At 70.7% G+C, this 17262-nt stretch carries 14 protein-coding genes and 2 pseudogenes; 2 read left to right on the top strand and 14 right to left on the bottom strand.

The features are described from left to right. Positions 1 to 12 precede the first annotated feature (12 nt). The 3 genes and pseudogenes from ACFRAC_RS25850 to ACFRAC_RS25840 all read right to left on the bottom strand — a co-directional run. Positions 13 to 888: an IS5 family transposase gene (locus ACFRAC_RS25850; RefSeq protein WP_382929117.1), complete on the bottom strand. Its 876-nt coding sequence runs from the start codon at positions 886 to 888 to the stop codon at positions 13 to 15. 139 nt (positions 889 to 1027) lie between these two features. Next, on the bottom strand, positions 1028 to 1618 hold the full coding sequence (locus ACFRAC_RS25845) for an SMI1/KNR4 family protein (protein ID WP_382929105.1): 591 nt from the start codon (positions 1616 to 1618) through the stop codon (positions 1028 to 1030). Positions 1619 to 1719: 101 nt separating this feature from the next. After that, positions 1720 to 2806, bottom strand: a pseudogene (locus ACFRAC_RS25840) (transposase); the annotation flags it as partial. A 249-nt stretch (positions 2807 to 3055) separates the two neighbouring features. On the opposite strand from ACFRAC_RS25840, the gene ACFRAC_RS25835 reads away from it, so the two are divergent. Continuing rightward, positions 3056 to 6391, top strand: coding sequence for an NACHT domain-containing protein (locus tag ACFRAC_RS25835; protein WP_382929094.1), 3336 nt, complete (start codon positions 3056 to 3058; stop codon positions 6389 to 6391). Between the two features lie 57 nt (positions 6392 to 6448). Here the strand turns inward: ACFRAC_RS25835 and ACFRAC_RS25830 are convergent, their stop codons facing one another. Then, positions 6449 to 7804: a patatin-like phospholipase family protein gene (locus ACFRAC_RS25830; protein ID WP_382929085.1), complete on the bottom strand. Its 1356-nt coding sequence runs from the start codon at positions 7802 to 7804 to the stop codon at positions 6449 to 6451. 14 nt (positions 7805 to 7818) lie between these two features. Beyond that, a complete protein-coding gene (locus ACFRAC_RS25825) occupies positions 7819 to 8295 on the bottom strand; it encodes a hypothetical protein (RefSeq protein ID WP_382929491.1) in 477 nt (158 codons plus the stop codon). On the opposite strand from ACFRAC_RS25825, the gene ACFRAC_RS25820 reads away from it, so the two are divergent. Beyond that, a protein-coding gene (locus tag ACFRAC_RS25820; RefSeq protein ID WP_382929466.1) for an IS5 family transposase occupies positions 8218 to 9026 on the top strand; the annotation gives its coding sequence in 2 pieces (ribosomal slippage) (positions 8218 to 8557 and positions 8557 to 9026; 810 coding nt in all). The genes ACFRAC_RS25825 and ACFRAC_RS25820 overlap by 78 nt on opposite strands. Positions 9027 to 9031: 5 nt before the next feature. Here the strand turns inward: ACFRAC_RS25820 and ACFRAC_RS25815 are convergent. The 9 genes and pseudogenes from ACFRAC_RS25815 to ACFRAC_RS25775 all read right to left on the bottom strand — a co-directional run bounded on the left by ACFRAC_RS25815 (position 9032) and on the right by ACFRAC_RS25775 (position 17167). Beyond that, the gene (locus tag ACFRAC_RS25815; RefSeq protein WP_382929079.1) at positions 9032 to 9433 is read right to left on the bottom strand and encodes a DUF6896 domain-containing protein; all 402 of its coding nucleotides are present in this window, start codon (positions 9431 to 9433) and stop codon (positions 9032 to 9034) included. A gap of 82 nt (positions 9434 to 9515) precedes the next feature. Next, positions 9516 to 9653: a hypothetical protein gene (locus tag ACFRAC_RS25810; protein WP_382929073.1), complete on the bottom strand. Its 138-nt coding sequence runs from the start codon at positions 9651 to 9653 to the stop codon at positions 9516 to 9518. Further along, positions 9622 to 10131, bottom strand: coding sequence for a hypothetical protein (locus tag ACFRAC_RS25805; RefSeq protein WP_382929063.1), 510 nt, complete (start codon positions 10129 to 10131; stop codon positions 9622 to 9624). Before ACFRAC_RS25805 ends, ACFRAC_RS25810 begins: the two co-directional genes overlap by 32 nt. Beyond that, positions 10128 to 10682, bottom strand: coding sequence for an acetoacetate decarboxylase family protein (locus ACFRAC_RS25800; protein WP_382929457.1), 555 nt, complete (start codon positions 10680 to 10682; stop codon positions 10128 to 10130). Before ACFRAC_RS25800 ends, ACFRAC_RS25805 begins: the two co-directional genes overlap by 4 nt. 201 nt (positions 10683 to 10883) lie before the next feature. Further along, positions 10884 to 11198, bottom strand: coding sequence for a hypothetical protein (locus ACFRAC_RS25795; RefSeq protein WP_382929053.1), 315 nt, complete (start codon positions 11196 to 11198; stop codon positions 10884 to 10886). 100 nt (positions 11199 to 11298) lie between these two features. Beyond that, positions 11299 to 12078, bottom strand: a pseudogene (locus ACFRAC_RS25790) (IS5 family transposase). A 46-nt stretch (positions 12079 to 12124) separates the two neighbouring features. Beyond that, positions 12125 to 12727, bottom strand: coding sequence for an esterase/lipase family protein (locus ACFRAC_RS25785; protein WP_382929044.1), 603 nt, complete (start codon positions 12725 to 12727; stop codon positions 12125 to 12127). Positions 12728 to 12740: 13 nt separating this feature from the next. Then, positions 12741 to 14657 (bottom strand): hypothetical protein, encoded by a 1917-nt coding sequence (locus ACFRAC_RS25780; RefSeq protein ID WP_382929032.1) that lies wholly within the window; start codon positions 14655 to 14657, stop codon positions 12741 to 12743. Further along, on the bottom strand, positions 14654 to 17167 hold the full coding sequence (locus ACFRAC_RS25775; RefSeq protein WP_382929020.1) for a GMC oxidoreductase: 2514 nt from the start codon (positions 17165 to 17167) through the stop codon (positions 14654 to 14656). The genes ACFRAC_RS25780 and ACFRAC_RS25775 overlap by 4 nt, the downstream gene beginning before the upstream one ends. Positions 17168 to 17262: the final 95 nt, after the last annotated feature.

Below are 17262 nucleotides of genomic sequence, written 5' to 3'. Positions count from 1 at the left end.
GCGCGTGTGTGGTCACAGCCACTCGTTGATGGCCGCGACGAGGACGGTCGCCTCATAGCTGACCGCGAGCTTGTCGTATCTCGTGGCCACGGCGCGATTCCTTTTGAGACGATTGATGCCACATTCGACCGCGTGCCGAGCCTTGTAGTCCTCGGCGTCGAACGTGGGCGGCCGGCCGCCGCGAGCGCCGAGTCTCTTGCGGTTGCGGGCCTGGTCGGCCTTGTCCGGGATGGTGCAGCGAATGCCACGTCGGCGCAGGTAGGCTCGGTTCTTGCGGGAGGCGTACGCCTTGTTGGCCCACACGCGATCGGGGCGGACGCGTGGCCGTCCCGGTCCGATGCGGGGCACTCGAACCGTCTCCAGCACCGGTTCGAACTGCGGCGAGTCTCCACGCTGCCCGGCCGTCACTACGATCGACATGGACTTCTGCCCCTGCTCGACGGCCAAGTGCAGCTTGGTGGTCAACCCACCGCGCGAACGCCCCAGCCCGTGATCACCAGGCTCGGTGACGACACCACCCGGTAACTCCTTCTGCAGGTCACCCCGCTTCCGGGCCCCGGCCGCATGCTGATGGGCACGGCATACCGTGGAGTCGACGCTCAGGTCCCACGTGATCGCCCCCTTTGCGTCGGCCAGGGACTGGAGGTGGGTGAGGAACCGGTCCCAGGTGCCATCCCGTTGCCATCGGCGGAACAGGTCGTAGATCCGGCCCCACGGCCCGTACTCGACGGGTACGTCCCGCCACGGAACACCGGTCCGGACCCGGAACCGTATGCCGTCGATCAACTGCCGCCGAGACCAGACAGGCGGCCGACCTGCCTTCACACCCTTCGGCAGCAACGGCTCCAGCGCCGCCCACTGATCGTCCGTGAGATCTCCCCGCCCCATGGACGGTGATCATTCACCGCCTCAAGATCCACTTTCGACACACGGCCTAGTGCGAGACGTCGTTCGATGCCAGGTGCCACACCGACCCAGACATGCCGAGGCGAGTACGACCGACCGACTCAACAGCGCGTCCCTCTGCTCACCAGTCGATCTCTCCGTCCTCGTCTACGGAGGGATGGGCGACGGAGTCGAGCCGGTCGGTCCGATCGTGGTGTTCCATGGCCTCGGCCACCTCGTGGAGCCAGGTTCCAAGGCTCGGCCACCCCAGGAAGTAGGCATGGTCGGCGTGCGGGGCGTGACCGAGATGGTCCTGCCACAAGCCCGGGCCCGCGTCGATGAAGTGCTCATCGCCATGGCCGCCTGCGAAGGGGATCCACTGCCTTCCCCACCACGGAGTCTGCTGCTCGTCTGGGTCGTCCTCGCCCTCCCAGATCTTCATGCGCCCCTGTCTCACGCCGGCGATTGCGTCCGTGGAGTACAGCGGGCCGCACGGCAGAATGCCGACATAGGACGAATCCCCGTCGTGGCACAGGAGCGATGCGCGCAGGTCGGTGGGAAGACGTACGCCCAACGCGACTTCGAGCTGGTCGATGGCCTGTGGCGAAGCCGGAGGAGCAAGCTCTGCGAGTCGAGCGGGCGCATGCCGGGCCAGCCATGCGTCGATGCGCTGCCAGGAGGCGGCGACGGGCGGAATCACCGGCGTGATGCCGATCAGAGGCGGCTCGATCATGAGCTGAAGCATCTCAGCCCGAGACCAGCCGCAGGCTGAGAGGTGCAGGTTGAGGGGCGCTCCTCATGTGCCTGGGCAGGCCGGTAGATAAAGAACAAGCTCAGCCGGAAGGTGTGTTCCAGGTCGAAGCGGCGGAGGAAGGACTGCCACCAGCGGTCCACGTCCGCCGGTGCGGCGGCGGTGGCCGAAGACCACAGCCAGACCGGTTTCGGGTCACGGTCACCAGGCAGGCGCTCGACCTTCAGGCGGATCAACGTGTCGTGCAGGATGGGGAGTTCTTTCTTGGCGTGGTTCAGCCAGGGGCCGCTGTGAGTGAGCCGGGGGTGCATGCGGTCCCAGGCCGTCGCGGTGGCCGTGCCGTAGCGGGTGGTGTCCGTGGCGGTCGTGACGTCGGGCTCGTGCCAGCTGTCGGGCTTCTTGAACGTGAGGACGCCGCCATGCCGGCGGGGGCGCCCGCCCCGTTGACCCGACCGGGCGGGGCCGGGGTCGCGGAGCACGACCCGGTCCGAGCGCAGGCGCCCGACCAGTACGACGGGCAGGTGGGCGAGAGCGTGGGTCAGGTAGGCGACGTCGTAGCCGGAGTCCATCACGATCAGGATGTCCGGATCGCCCGGCCTCCAGTGGCCTGCACTCGTCAACCGCTTCACGACATTGTGGAGTTGGTCGGCAGTGACGGTCGTCGCGTCGTCGGTCGGGCCCAGGCGGACCGCGTCCAGGAGAGCGACCCAGGAGGTGCGGCCGGACTCCAGGGCCGCGACGAAGGAATAGGGCCAGCCGGGCACCAACTGGTCCGAGCTGCGGTCGCCGCGTCCGTAGACATGACAGAAGAGCCGGTCGCCGCTGGTGGGAGCGTCGGGTCGCAGCCAGTGCGACACGTCCACGGCGAGCACGATCCGCCCGTCGGCCGCCTTCGGCAGCGGCAGGCCGGCCCGCCAGCGTGCGGCGCAACCGTGTCGGCTCCAGCCATCCACGGTCCAGGGCCGCGTACAGCGCACCGTGCCCGCGCCGGTGCTCGACCGCCAAGGAGAGCTCGACCAGGGTTTTCACCGGCCCGTCCGCGCACAGCACCGCGTCGGTGAGCTCGAAGAGCGCGTCCGCCCGCTTGTAGAGACACTCGTAGAACTCGACCCGAAAGCGGGACAACAGGCCCAACGCCTCGATTCCGGCCACCCCGACAGGCAGACTCATGGGCAGCGGCCGTTATCTCGTGCTTTGTGACTCGACATCTCGAAGCGTGGAGAACGGCCGTCTCCGCTCTCCCGTCAAGAGCCGCAGGTCAGCAGGACGAGGTACCTGGCCGTGCGGGGTTGCTGTAAGCGGCTGGCCGCCGGGTGTCCCCCGGTTCGCTGGTCCGGGCGGGTGAAAGTCGGTCGACGGAGGACGAAACCCCTGGTCTGAAGGGAATGTCCGCGAGTTCCGCATGGAACCTCACCTGACGTGAACCTCCGCCGGGCGTCCTCCTCCCAACTGGTCCGACAGGGCTCGGAGCCGGCCCGCACCTGGCGGGTCCGGAGGAGTCGCTGGTACTACCCGGTCCTCGCCCTGACCGTGCTGGGCGCGCTCGCCGAGCTGTTCCTGGTCGGCGTGGCCGTGGCTGCACTGGGCGGGGCGCACTGGGCCCTCGGTGAAGTGGAGAGCCGGTGCCGGAACAACGAACAGGCCTGCGCCATCCTGTCCGGCGTCCTCACGCCCCTGCTCACCCTGGCCCTGGCCACCCTCACGTACCTGGTCTTCCGCTTCCGGCAGGTGAGCGGGGCCTACCTCAGGATGGCCCGGGAAGCACCACTGGATCTGGTGGAGACGGCGGGCGGCATCTTCGGGCGGGTGGTTGGCCGGGACCAGTTGTGCGACGTGCTCATGGAGGATCTGAGGGTCAGTCGATTCCGTCGCACCCATTTGGTGGTTGGCGGCATCGGTGCGGGCAAGACCGCGCTGCTCGTGCTTCTCACGGAGCGGCTGGCACAGCGCAAGGCGGTGCCCGTCCCGCTGCGGCTGCGCGGCGCGGGGAGCGATCTGGACTTTCGGCAGCTGGCCTACGACCGCTTCAAGCGAGAGGTGCAGGAGCACATCCGATCCGAGGGCGAGGCGGAGAAGGTGTGGCAGTGGCTGTGCCGGCAGGGCCGCATCGTGGTCCTGGCGGACGGCCTCGAGGACGCCCTGACGGGGGACGGCCAGAAGGAGGAGCGCGACACCGTCATCCGGCTGGCGATCCGCCGTGCCAATGAGGAGCGCCTGCCGCTCATCATCACCTCGCGCCCGCACGACGCGCTGCGTGGCCTGGATGCCTCACTGACCGATCTGGAACCGCTCAGCGAGGAGGCGGCCCTCGCTTACATCTCCTCCGGTACCGCCTGGGAGGACCGGCAACGGCTCGACTGGATCGTGGAGAAGGCGGGGATCGCCGAGGCCCCGACCTATCTGCAGGTCGCGAGCGACCTGCACGAGGAGGGCCTGCTGGAACGCGCCCTCACCGGTCGGCTCGAGGAGGGCGTGGAGACACGCGGCGGCGACCGGGCGGGGTTGCGCCTGCACCTGCTCGACGCGTGGCTGAGCGCCCTCGTCGCCGGAAGGCTGTCCCCGCAGCTGCCGCTCGGCCGGGACGAACGCAGGGTGGTGCTGGACTACCTGTCAGCGCTGGCGTGCGGGGCGCTGGCCGACGACGCTGCCGAGATCGATATCACCGATGTGGTTGACGAACACGATCCGGAGGGGTCCCGGTTCCCGGAGATCGTCCGGGAGCTGGCCAAGCGGGCCCAGGCAAGCCGGATGGACATCCGCCTGGCCGCACACTGGGGCACCCGTATGGGCCTGGTGGAACTCGACGGGGACCGCGTGCGGTTCCAGCACAGCGTGATCCAGGCTCATCTGGGTGCCCGGTTCATGAACGCGGTGATCCATCCGCACGTGCCCGAAGAGCCCACGGAGGGCTCGTACTTCCCGGCGGCGCTGGCGAGCCCGGGTCGCGAACTGCTGATCGCCCTGGTGCTCTACTCGCGTACGCCGGAGGGCTCCTGCGCGCACGCGGCGTCCCCCGCGGGCGACCGCACCTGGTGCCCGGTGGCCTCGGCGCGGGACCTCCTGCTGCGCGCGGCAGGCCGGGCACAGTCGGCCGGCACCGGCCACCAGGGCGCCACCGGCGCCCAGGACGCCGGGCGCGCCGAGGGGGCGGTCGATCCGCGGCACGTCTTCGGCCGCACCCTGCACACCAAGGCGCTCGAACTGTACGCCGCCGCCCTGGAGATCGACTGCGTCGCTGCGGACCCGCAGCAACACCGTATCGCCATGGAACTGACGACGTCGTGGTCGGACCTGCGGGCGCGCGACCCGTACACGCTGCGCGTGGCCAAGGCGCTTCTGGTCTCCCGCTTCGGTGAGGCCGTGCGCAGCGTCGCCCGCCGCCACTCCTTCCAGCCCGCGTATGCGGAACTCTTCGAGATCGGGCGCCTGGAGCCGTCGCATGACGTACGGGTCGCCATCGCGCAGGAGATCGGCGCGGGCGGCGACCAAGCCTTCGACGTGCTCCAGCCACGGCTGCGCGGTCCTCAGACCATCCGCGAACAGCCGTTGGGGCGCAGACCGGAGTGGCTGGTGGACCTGTGGGACGACAAGGCCGAGTGGCAAGGGAACCCCGGACCTGATGGACCCGACGGCACGCAGGACGACATCGCGCGGCTGCGCAGGCGAGAGGAGGAGGAACGTGAGGAGGAGGAACACAAGTGGCGGGACAATGTGCTGTGCGCCTGGCTGATCCCCCTGCTCGTGGGTTCCGTCACCACCCGCCGCCACCACGACACCCCGTACGAGATCCTGGAGAGCTGGGTGCGGCGGGTCAGGGCCTGCGACGAGAACGACGACGGCTCCGGCCTGGACCTCACCCTGGAGATCGCCCTCGCCCAGGGCTTCAAGTACGCGGCCAACCGCCGTGCCCGTCATCTGCACGCCCGACCCCAGGCCCGCGAGTACCTCAGCGAACAGGCCTGGGACATGCTCAGACGCTCCCGGTTCTGGTTCACCCGCGTCACGCTGCTGCACGCGCTGACGCTGTGGGAGCTGCCCGACGGCGCGAGTGCTGCCCCGGGCCCCGAGGATCACGGCTTCGACCCGGCGGAACAGGTACGTCAGTGGCTCGCGCTGCCCGACGGCGCGCCGCAGCATCCCTTCGTCGAGGCCGCCGCCGAGCTCTGTGTCTGGGCCCTGATGACCCGTCGGCCCGATCGGTTCCTGTGGATCGACGAGTCCGGTGGGTCCGCGCACGTCGGTTCCCGGACGGCCGGGGACGGGGATGTGCGCAAGCACCAGCTGTGGATTCCGCCCTCCACCGGCTGGAGCACCCTGCATCCGCGCGCCCAGCAGCTCCTCGCCGACGTCATGCTGCTGCTCAACCTCGCCGGCCGCGGCGACTGGCCCAAGGACCGGCTGCGGCGCCTGCACCGCACGGCCCGGCCGGAGCTGCCGCCGTGCCTGACCAAGGACCGCCGCCCTCTCGACCCGGGCCGCTCCCTGGTGCGCACGGCCGCCGCCCACGCCGGCTCCAACTGCCGCGACGACTGTGCCTTCGAGCTATGTCCGTATCCTCCCTCGGGGCTGGACGGCTACCGTCCGGAGCTTTCCGAGGCCTTCTGCCGGGGTCAGTTGACACTGCTGTCGCGGTCGCGATGGCGATCCCTCGTGAGACCCGAGGCGCGCTGGCAACGGGGCACGGACCTGGCCGACCTGAGGCTGTTCTGGGAGCAGATGGGGAAGCGGGCGCTGAACAGCCATCGCGGAAAATAACCGGGCCTTCTCGCGACGTACCCGGACTTCCCTTCCTAAAGGGGCCGTACGGAGACGTCAGCGGCCTCGGGGCCTGCCCTGCGCGCCCGTCACCGTTCTGCGCAGTGGGGTGCCGGCCAGTTCGGTGACGGTGTCGGCGCGGTCGTGGATGCCGTGCGTGCCGAAGGGGGTCACGGAGGCCAGTGCGTGTGCCGCGGCGCGCAGGCCCAGTTCGAGTGCGACGTCCTTGCCGTCGGCGATCCGGAAGGGCACGGGCCCGGTCCGGGTCCACAAGTCCGCTACCGTCGCGTCGGCCGGTGCGCGGAGGGCCCGGACCTCGTGCCACCGACCCGCCAGGCGCACCCGGGCCGTGTAGGTGAGCGCGCTGCCGTCCGCCTCCACGCGACCGTCGGCCAGCAGCACCCGGCCGCCCCACGGGTCGTGGTCGATGTGTCCGACCAGCCGGGCTCCGGGTGACGGGGCGTCGTCGTCGGGCAGCGGCAGGTCGACGGCGGCCTCCAGCATGAGGCCGGCGCCGTCGAATTCGCCGTGCAGGCGCTCCCGGTACCGCATGCCGCGCGGGGGAACCCGCATCGCCGTACAGCGGGAGTCCTTCGGGACGCCCTCGGGGGCGGCGCCGTCGAGGTAGTGCCAGGCATCGCGGTAGCCCATCTCCATCAGGGTGTCGGCGGTGACGTGTCCTGCGAAGAACTCGGGGTCCAGTGGCAGCGGGTACTCCGGTTTGACCACGTGCAGTGTGAACGGCTGGGACGCGGTGGCCAGTTCGGCGAACAGCGCCCCGTTCGCGGACATCTCGATCATGTGGACGTACTGTTCCAGCGGTCCGTCGCCCCAGTACGGCGTGTTTCCGATGCACCAGGTCAGCCAGACCTCGTCGGCGCTGCGGCGCAGAGCCTCCCCCACATTGGCGTCCTGGACCCATACGGCGTCGGTCCAGATGTGTTCGTCGCGATGCAGCGGTGGCATGAACAGCGGCAGCGACATGCCCGCGGCCAGCAGTTCCGCGTCGACCTCGGTGTGCGGTACGGCGACGCAGGTCTTGGTGGCGAAGTCGACCAGGTTGAAGGTGCCGGGCAGCGGCGAGGAGCGGATGGCGTTTGGGTCGATGCCGAGCGCGGGGAAGACTCGGTGGATCACCCCGTCCGCGTCGCCGAGGGCGGGCTGCGCCCAGGGTCCGCGCAGGTAGTCCGACAGCGGCAGCGGCGAGTTGAAGTCACGGACACGCAGGTCGGACCAGCGCCGGCCCATTTCCGCCGGGTCCTGGCCGGACAGCAGCATGCCGGTGGTGAGGATGCCGCCGGAGGTGCCGTCGACGTGATCGAACTCCGTACCGTACTCGTCGAGCGCCCGGACCACGCCGGTCTGCCAAGCCACCCGCATCCCGCCGCCCGCCAGGACCAACGACCGTTTCATCGCCGATCACCGCCTCACCGGATCCCGGGCCCTGCCGTATCGGCGTCCGCGGCGACGAGGGACTCGGCCGGGCGGGGCGGCCGGCGCCACAGCAGCCAGCACAGCCCCGCCGTGGCGAGGTCGAACAGCGCCACGAGCAGTGCCAGGCCGGTGAACAGGTCCCTCGCCACCCCTGCCGTCACCAGGGCGAACGCGCCGAACTTCTGTAGCCCCACCCACAGCAGCGGGAAGGAAGGCGCCCGCGGGGACAGCAGCTGTTGGGCGAGCAGCCCCCCGATGACGATCACGAACATGCCGACGGTCGCGAAGAGATGCCGACTCAGGGACACGGAGCGGGCCGAGTTACTGATCGTTTCAGAATGAGTAGAGCTGCGGGTCTCGTGCTCGACGATCTTGGTCGGCAGGGTGTCCGGGTGCGTGCTGATCTTGTTCCGGACGACCTGTGGGAACGGGTGGCCCCGCTCCTGCCACCCGCTCCCGAACGACGCCACCGGCATCCCGGGCGGTTGCGTGTTCCTGACCGAACAGCACTCGCCGGCGTCCTGTTCGTACTGCGGACCGGTGTCGCCTGGCGGGACGTCCCGGCGGAGACCGTGGGCTGCTCCGGAGTGACGGCCTGGCGCCGGCTGCGGGACTGGACCGAGGCCGGTGTCTGGCCACGCCTGCACGCCGCCCTGCTGACCGAGCTTCGCCACGCCGACCTGCTGGACCTGGACGACTGCTCCGTGGACGGATCGCACGTCCGGGCCCTCAAAGGGGGGACCACGTCGGCCCCTCACCCGTCGACAGCGCCCGCCCCGGCTCCAAGCACCACCTGATCGTCGACCGGCACGGAACCCCGCTCGCCGTCACACTCACCGGCGGCAACCGGCACGACGTCACCCAGCTCCTGCCCCTGCTCGACGCGGTCCCGCCGATTCGGGGAGCGCGGGGACGCCCCCGCCGCAAGCCACGGCGTCTGTATGCGGATCGGGGCTACGACTTCGACAAGTACCGCCGCCTGCTGTGGAAGCGGGGTATCAAGCCGTTGATCGCCCGACGCGGCGTCGCCCACGGTTCCGGACTGGGCAAGGTGCGCTGGGTCGTCGAGCGCGCCTTCGCCTGGCTGCACCAGTTCAAGCGGCTCCGCATCCGCTACGAACGCCGCGCCGACCTCCATCAGGGGCTGCTCGAATTGGCCTGCAGCCTCATATGCCTGCGCCGTCTGCGGACATCATCCTGAAGCGATCAGCTGGCTACGCTGTACCACCCCGGCCGCACCTCGGCCAGAAGCGGTTGCAGCGACCGCACTGCGGACCGCAGGTCCTCATCCGTGACGTCAACAGGCTCCGGCAGGCTCAGCCCATACCAGCGCAGCCGCCAGAGGTCGAAGACTTCGCTTCCGTCGGCTTCGAAGTCCACATCGACCTCAGTGCCGTTGCCGCTGACGAATCGACATCCCGCCCCATGAACCGTGTAGGAGTAGGTACCGATGTGCCCACTCCGGCTGATCCGGCGCGATCTGGCCAGGCCAAGGACGTCTGCCAGTCGCTCAAGCGAGGGGATCGCCACCCTCATGGCCTCGTCAATCGCTTTCAGAGCACGGACGTAACCGAGCACGAGGTCTTGCCCAGCCCCAACCCGTTCCATACGGCGTCACCCCCTGAGCCCGTGGCTAAAGAGATTGTTCCATGAGCCGCCAGCGTCTCCGCCGGACGGCATTCTGAAACGATCAGTTAGTGGAGAGCAGCTCCAGCACGGGGCCGGGGGCCACCAGCTGGCACACTCCGGTCACCATCGTCACCGCGGCGATGGCCGGGAGGACCAACCGGAGCGGGTCACCGGTCACCCGGGCCGGGAGCAGGGTCATGAGAGGGCACCCCACAGATCCCCCTTGCCGCGATGTACCAGACGATCGCCGCCCAGGTCACCGTGGCACCGACGAACCGGATGTCGTTGAGCCGCATTCGCCGCACCAGCAGCTGGGTGAGGCCGACCTGGCCGTCGAACCGGCCGGCCCGGATCCGCTTGTTGACCGGGATGATGATCCCCTGCCCGACCCAGGTGAGCAGCGCGATACCGACCAGGCAGACGGCCGCCAGCGCGACGTACCAGCTGCCCCACTCGCTTCCCACCAGCACAATGCCGGAGATGAACATCAGCAGTACGACGACCGTGAAGAACCGGGTCGCCAGCGTCATGGGTACGCCGAAGTGCACGTCGACGTTCTCAGGAGTCAGCGCACGCCAGGTGGGATACAGGAAGAGACGCAGCACCCACATGGTGCCCATGTACATCGTGGCTCCGAAGAGGAAGTACAGCGCGTTCACCAGCAGCAAGGTGTTCATGGCCGGGAGGTGAACAGCGGCTGTTCGGCGATCCCGAGGCCGTGCAGCGCGGCGGCTCCGGGGGCGTCGCCGAGGACGAGTCGGGCGCGGGCCTGCCTGCCCAGGGCGATGTCGGCGGCGCCTTCGAAGTAGATGGAGGACTTCATCAGCATCCCCCGGAAAGCGCAGTAGTTGACCGCGGCCACCCGCAGCGGCAGCCGCGTGTCGGGCGGGCGCTCGACCTCGATGAGCATGCCCAGCCGGTAGTCGTCCTCGGACTGGCTCGAGACGGCCCGGTCGCTCACCTGGAAGTCGAGGCTGGCCCGGTGTTTCGGCATGCCCCAGATGCCCTTGCCGCCCTTGACCGAGATCTCGCTGCTCACCGGAAGGTCCACGACGTACTGGCCGGTGCCGAAGCTGCCGCGCAGCAGCCCGGGCAGCAGGGGCAGCGCGGGCCGGGAGCCGTGGGTGCAGGCGATGGCCACGGAGAACTCGATGTAGCGGCCGATGTCGGTGCGGGCGTAGTCGACGACGGTGACGACGAGCAGACCGCGGCCGCCGGGGATCGCCAGCGGGTGCAGCTCGCCGCCGGGCAGCCGCCGCGCGGTCGACGGGGAACGCGGCCATCAGCGCGGGCGTGTCGGCGGAATCCACCGGCAGCACGAACGGGATGCCGTCGACGAGAGCGTGCCGTCCGGCAAGTCGTCGCTGCCGGCGCGGGACCGGTGACGGTGCCGCGGACAGGACCAGCCGGGCCAGGCCCAGTGCGGGATTCATCGCACCAGCTCCTCCAGGATCAGCGGATAGGTGTCGGCCGCCGCGCGTCGGCCCAGGAAGACGTCGAGGTGGCCGTAGCCGGTCAGGAGGTGCAGGCTGTCGCGGCCGGGGCGGTGACGGTGCCGGAAGTTGAAGGTGCGGCGCTGGCTCTCGGCGAGGAAGCAGCGGTGGTCCTCGCCGGCGAACAGCGCGAAGCGGGCGTCGGTCTGCGGTGCCCGGTCGGTGAAGGACAACAGCAGGCCCTCGACCGCGCCGGTGGCCACGAGATGGCCGGCCCGCACACAGGCGTCCATCTGCGCGAAGAAAGTCATGGGGACGTCGGCGAACTCGCCGCGGATCCAGTCGTGGGTGGCTTCGTCGAGGTTCGCGTGGGACCACAGGGCCGAGCGTCCGGAGCCGTAAGACGTCGTTTCAGTTGGTGAGTCGGCGGTAGCCGATGAGGGCTGCGGCTATGCCGACGAAGGCGAGGAAGCGCTCGGCCTTGCGCTCGTAGCGGCGGTGCAGTCTGCGGCATCCGGCCAGCCAGGAGACCGTTCTCTCGACGACCCAGCGGTGTCGGCCCAGCCGGTTGGAGGACTCGATGCCCTTGCGGGCGATGCGGTGGCGGATGCGGCGCTCGCGAAGCCATTTCCGCAGGTGGTCGTAGTCGTAGCCCTTGTCGGCGTGGAGCTTGGCCGGGCGCCGGCGGCGCGGGCCGCGGCGGGAGCGGATGGGCGGGATACCGCGCACGAGCGGCTGCAGGCCGAGGCTGTCGTGCATGTTTGCGACGGAGATGCCCAGCGACAGCGGCACGCCGTTTCGGTCGGTGATGAGGTGGATTTTCGATCCCGGCTTGCCACGGTCGGTCGGATTCGGTCCGGTCAGTGGCCCCCTTTTGCCGCCCGGACGCTGACGGAGTCGATGGCGCATCGCGACCAGTCCAGCTTGCCCCGAGCGCCGAGTTCGTCGAGGACGACCCGGTGCAGTCGGGCCCACACCCGCCCTCGGCTCCACTGGGCGAAGCGCCGGTAGACGGTGGGCCAGGCAGCTGCCGCCAGGTGCAGCCCGAGGTGGCCACGAAGATGATCGCCGCCAAACATTCGCGGTCCCCGGCCCGACGTCGCCCGCCACCTTGCGGGCGTATGACCTCCTCGGCGGGACTACCCGCCGGAACAACGTCCACAACTCGTCCGGCACCAACCGTTCCACCAGATCCGTCATGCACGGCTCAACGAGTGATCACGCCCAGAAACGACGTCTAAGTGAAGCTGACCATGCGGCAGACGCCGTTGCGACACTCCCGGTGGGTGGCGCGGACGAAGTCGGCGACGCAGCGGGCGGCGAAGCCCTCGGGCCGGTCGCCCCAGGCCGGTGAGAGGTGCGGCAGGACGCGGCTGACGATCGGTGCCACCTTGCTGATCTTGAACCGGGACACGGCGGGCACGACGGGATGCAGCGAGACGGCGTTGCTGACCACGGTGTCCACCTGGGGCAGCAGCCCGGCCGCGGCGGCCATTACGAACGACGTCGAGCCCTGGCCGTGCACGACCGCCTTGAGCCGGTCCGCGCCGGTGGCGGCGAGGACGTGCTCGACGGCGGCCGGATGGTCGTGGGCGGCGGCCTGGTCGACGGTCCAGGGCATCGGGTCCAGGTCGATGGAGGCCCGCCAGTTGAGCAGCCATACGTCCCAGCCGGCGTCGATGAGGGCCTCGACGAAGGTCCTGGGCAGCGGCGGCCGGAAGAGTTCGGCCCGTACGCCCGCGCCGTGCACGACCAGCACCGGCCCACGGGTCGGCGGATGCCGGCCTTGCACATGGACGACGGTCAGCGGCAGGCCGTCGCGGGCGGTGAGGGGCCGCACCTCGGTGATGTGGTCACGGCGGGTCGTAGGGCGCGTGGGCGTGCGCCGGACGGAGCCGGTCCCGGTCCGGGGGCCGCTGCTGCCGTGGCCGCGCGGGTTCGGTCCGGGGCGTGGGGTCATGGCGTTTCGCCTCCCGGGCGATCACGACGGGGTCCTCGATCAGCCGTACGGTGAGGGGCTCGGCGGGCACCGCGCGTTTCCGGCCGCCCGGTGCGTCGGCCAGGTTCCACTGGCGGCAGATCCCGTCGAGCACCAGGGCGTGCAGGGTGAGGTCGCCGTTCGGCGCGATGTGCAGACGCAGGAAGCCCTTGTGGTCCTCGACGGCTTGGCCGGACATCTGCCAGTCGGCGACGGCGCCGCCGCGTGCCGACAGCACCCACAGGGCGAAGGCCTGCGCGCCGGCCACCGCGCCCAGCACCGCGGCGACCGCGAGACAGACCAGCAGCACCGCCCAGCCGGGCCAGCGCGCGGGGAACGGCAGCGCGACGGAGACGGCGAGAGCCCCCAGCGCCACCACGGCCTGAAGAAGTACGGCGTCGGCTGCCCGGGGTTTGGCCGGGCGCGGACGCCAGGTCCGGCGCAGGAGACCCCACAGCACCAGCAGGACACCGCCGGTCACCGCGGTGAACAGGCCGAGGTCCGCGGCGCTCGCCTGTCGCACGGCGTCGATGGGCTGGAGCTGGTTCCGCGCCACCGCGAACAGGAAGGCGAAAACGACGAAGGCGGCGGTGTGCACGGCCGCGGTGAGCCGGCAGAAACCGGGGTTGCGCCGTGGCAGCCAGTACGGGGACCACGGCGCCGCGATCCGGCGGGCGAGCCGACGGGACTCCCGGACCTCTGGGTACGTGCTCTCGTCGGCGCGCGTGAAGGTCACTGCGGGGTCGTCTTTCTCCTGCATCCGGGTCGCTGCTGGCGGCAGCGACAGGCTGCGGGGCAGGGTGTGGGTCGACGCCAGGTAGGCGCCGCCGAGACCGCACGTCACCATCTGCCGGCGCCGGGGATCCGGGGGGAGGTCTTCGCGCTCGGGCGGATCCGTGGGCAGGCGCTCGGCGTAGCGGGCGTAGTGGTGTTTGTCGCCGGTCAGCCACAGCCGGATCGACGCGCCGGTGGGCACCGGCTCGCCGGTGCGTGGGTCGGTGCGGGTGCGGACCACGGCGCGGTCGAACCAGTGCAGCGTGTCGAAGGCGCCGGCGTCGTCGGCACACTTGACCCAGGTGGGTTCGGCGCAGCAGACGATCACTCCGTCTCCCGGTCGCAGACGGGCCGACAGATGGTTCTGGAAGTAGCGCAGCTGGGGGTCGTCCAGGTACGCGCCGAGCTGGCTGTCGAGGCCGAGGAGCCACCACTTGCACGGCAGTCGTACGGCGAAGTAGCTGCGGGTCTGCCGGGTTTGCCAGCCGCCGACGGGCTGGCGCAGGCCGAAGGTGCGCAGGAACGCGGTGAGGCCGTCGTACCAGTCGTGGTTGCCCGGCAACGCCAGCATCAGCGGCGGAGCGCCCTCGGTGGCCGGCAGGGCCGAGGCGTAGGGGCCGGTCATGCTGTCGCGGTAGAGCTGCATCGACGCCACCGGGTAGGTCTCGTCGCCACCGAGCACGAGCAGCGAGCCACGCGGCAGCCGTTCACGGCGGACGGTGAGGCCGGGGGCGGCGAGGGACCAGGCCACCGACGCGGTGGCGTCGAATCCGTCACCGAGGTCGGCGACGTGGTCGATCCACATCTCGCGCGCGTCCGGGTCGTCGAGCGGGGCCCGCAGGGGCTCGGCCCTGAGAGTGCCCTGGATCTCCCGCTTGTCCGCGTACGCGGCGAACACGTCGGCCAGCGCGACCTTGACGCCGGTCCGTACGAGGGAGGCCGGGTCCAGCCAGCGCACCGGCTCGCACGGGGTAAAGCCGAGTTCCTTGGCGTGGGCGCGCAGGTGCTTGAGGTTCACGGCCTGTCCTTCGCGGGTACGGCGCGCGCCAGGCGTCCGCCGTAGACGGCCCACAGTTCGCCCAGGAACAGCTTGCCGAAGAGCTCCATCGCCCGCGCCGGGTGTGGGCCGGTGGTGCGGAAGGTGGTCAGCTGCTGGAGGAAGTCACCGATCCGGATGATGACGATCCCGGCGCCGATCACGGGCGCGGTGGCGTCGTCGTCGGGGTGGGTGTGCCCGGCGAGCAGGCGGACGTAGAGGGTGGAGGTGTCGGGCCAGACGTCGGCGCCGGGGTCGTCGTGGACGTCCTTGTGCCCTGTGAGGGTGAGCGGGGCGCCCTCCTGCGTGCGCAGGTGGAGCCGGTATAGCATGCGCCGTCGGCCCGCGTCGCCGTCCTGGGTGAAGAGGTTGAACCAGCCGTGCTTCACCTCCAGCCGTCCGCCGAGGATGTCGCAGTCGACGTGGCCGGCGGCGTCCGCCGCGTGCGCCGGCTCGGCGACGAAGCGGTCCACGTCGGCAGCGGTGATGGTGAGCCGGAAGCTCAGCCGCTGTCCGAGCGAGCGTCCGAGCGCGCGGCCCTCCTCGGGGTCGTCGACGTCGAGGGCGACATGGCCCTTCATCTCCTCGGTGAAGCTGAGGCTGGTCGGTGGCTCGACGGGCGGGGTGGGGGCGGAGTCCGCCGGGGCTCCGGTGAAGCCGAACGCAGTACCGGTGGAGCCCGCCGGAGCGGCTTCGGCCGGTGTGCGCGGCGCGGTCCCGCCGGCCGCCGGCCCCTCGTGTGCCGTACGTCCCGCCGGGGCCCGGCCGGACGCGTGCGGCGCCGATTTCCCTTCCAGGATCCGGTCGCAGGCCCGGTCCGCGACGGCGGCGATCGTCAGGGAGGGGTTCGCGCCCACCGCGCCCGGCAGCAGCGATCCGTCCAGCACATGCAGGCCCGGGAACCCGAAGACCTCGCCGATGTCGTCGCACACGCCCTCCCCGGGATGACGGCCCATGGGGGCGCCGCCGAGCGGGTGCACGGTGATCACGCGGTTGCCCCACCACCACAGCGGGTTGTCGAGGAAGTCGCCGCCCAGCGCCCCCGCGATGTCCCGCATGGTCGAGCGGACCCGCTCGAAGTACGCACGTGAGGTGAGCGTCGTCCAGTCGACGTCGAGCTGGCCGCGGCGCAGCCGCATCCGGCCGTCCGGCACGTCCCGCCCCATGCCCAGCAGGGGCAGGGAGGTCGCGGAGAACACGGCGGGCCCGAGCAGCAGCGCCAGTTGCCCACCGACGCGGCTCGCCGGATCCACCCCGAGCCGGGCCAGCAGCCGGTGCAGTCCGAACCCGAGAAGGCGGCGGGCGCCGCCCGGCAGTCGGGAGGACTCGGCGAGCCACGCCACGAAGTCCGGGTAGCCGGCGTCCTCGATGTAGAAGCCGCGCCCCGACGAGCCGTCCTCGTCGAGTGCGTCGCCGCCGCGCACGGCGCTCGTGATGACAGGTCCCCTGCTGGCGTCCAGCCTCAGGGGACGGTCTCCGTCGGCGCCCGCCGTGGCGCGCAGCACCAGCCCGAGCAGGTCGCCGTTGCCGCAGAACCGGGTGCCCAGCGCGCTGCTGAGGCCGGGCAGTGCCGCCCGGTTGCGCAGCAGCAGATAGGTCGAGCCGAAGGTGCCGGCCGCCAGCACCAGGCGATGGCAGCCGATGCGGTGCAGGGACAGCCGGTCGGTGGCCGTACGGCGGCCTTCCCGGGCAGGGTCGTGCACGACGTACGAGACGTCGTAGCCGCCGCCGGGACGGGGCGTGAAACCTCGTACCTCGCAGCGGGTGCGGATATCGGCGCCGTGGTGCCGGGCAGCCGACAGGTAGGTGTGGTCGAGGGTGTTCTTGGCGCCGTAGTTGCAGCCGATGTCGCACTCGCCGCACAGCCGACAGGTGCTGCGGGGCAGGCCGTGCAGATTGCCGTAGTCCGGGTCGGTGATCTGCGCGCCCGGCACGGGCGGCGCACCGGGCCGGGGCGCGAAGGAGACGGCGAGGGGCGGCCGGAACACCGGCAGGTCGAGCCGGCGGGCCGTCCGGTGCAGGGCGACTGTCTTCGAGGTGCTCTGGTACGGGTAGGTCGTGGCGCCGAGCATGCGCTCCACCCGGTCGTAGTGCGGGTCGAGGTCGGGGCGGCCGACCGGCCAGTTCTCGTAACCGCCTCCGGGTAGCGGCGACTCCTTAACGAACCACCGTTCGTCCTTGCGCAGCAGGACGTTGGCATAGATGAGGGATCCGCCGCCCAGGCCGCTGGAGACGACGCCTTCCAGACCGCGGAAGGACCAGATGTCGAACAGTCCGTGCAGGCCGTTGCTCGGGTCCCAGAAGTTGCGGGCCATCTCGGCGGGGCTGCGGGGGAAGCCGCCCGGCGGGTACGGCTTCCCCCTCTCCAGCACCACCACCGATTGGCCGGCTTCGGCGAGGCGGTACGCGGTGACCGCCCCGCCGAAGCCCGAGCCGACGACCACGGTGTCGACGACGGCTGTGTTCTGACTGTCCTGGGATGCGTCGGCCATGGGTGCTCCCTGCACCGGCCCCCCACAACGTGCTCAGGCTCCCCATAACATACTCACATCAGGAGCAGATGCCAGCAAACGGGGGATTCTTACCG

It is taken from the genome of Streptomyces sp. NPDC056628 (genome assembly GCF_042792555.1).
GTDB lineage: Bacteria > Actinomycetota > Actinomycetes > Streptomycetales > Streptomycetaceae > Streptomyces.
The sequence above is the reverse complement of the archived record's forward strand: the minus strand, read 5'-3'. Positions and strand labels throughout refer to the sequence as shown.

Bases quoted from the DNA above. Each gene is read 5' to 3' on its own strand.
- ACFRAC_RS25815 (WP_382929079.1), bottom strand. From the start codon at position 9,433: ATGGAACGGGTTGGGGCTGGGCAAGACCTCGTGCTCGGTTACGTCCGT.
- ACFRAC_RS25810 (WP_382929073.1), bottom strand. From the start codon at position 9,653: ATGACCCTGCTCCCGGCCCGGGTGACCGGTGACCCGCTCCGGTTGGTC.
- ACFRAC_RS25805 (WP_382929063.1), bottom strand. From the start codon at position 10,131: ATGAACACCTTGCTGCTGGTGAACGCGCTGTACTTCCTCTTCGGAGCC.
- ACFRAC_RS25845 (WP_382929105.1), bottom strand. From the start codon at position 1,618: ATGATCGAGCCGCCTCTGATCGGCATCACGCCGGTGATTCCGCCCGTC.
- ACFRAC_RS25795 (WP_382929053.1), bottom strand. From the start codon at position 11,198: ATGACTTTCTTCGCGCAGATGGACGCCTGTGTGCGGGCCGGCCATCTC.
- ACFRAC_RS25775 (WP_382929020.1), bottom strand. From the start codon at position 17,167: ATGGCCGACGCATCCCAGGACAGTCAGAACACAGCCGTCGTCGACACC.
- ACFRAC_RS25830 (WP_382929085.1), bottom strand. From the start codon at position 7,804: ATGAAACGGTCGTTGGTCCTGGCGGGCGGCGGGATGCGGGTGGCTTGG.
- ACFRAC_RS25850 (WP_382929117.1), bottom strand. From the start codon at position 888: ATGGGGCGGGGAGATCTCACGGACGATCAGTGGGCGGCGCTGGAGCCG.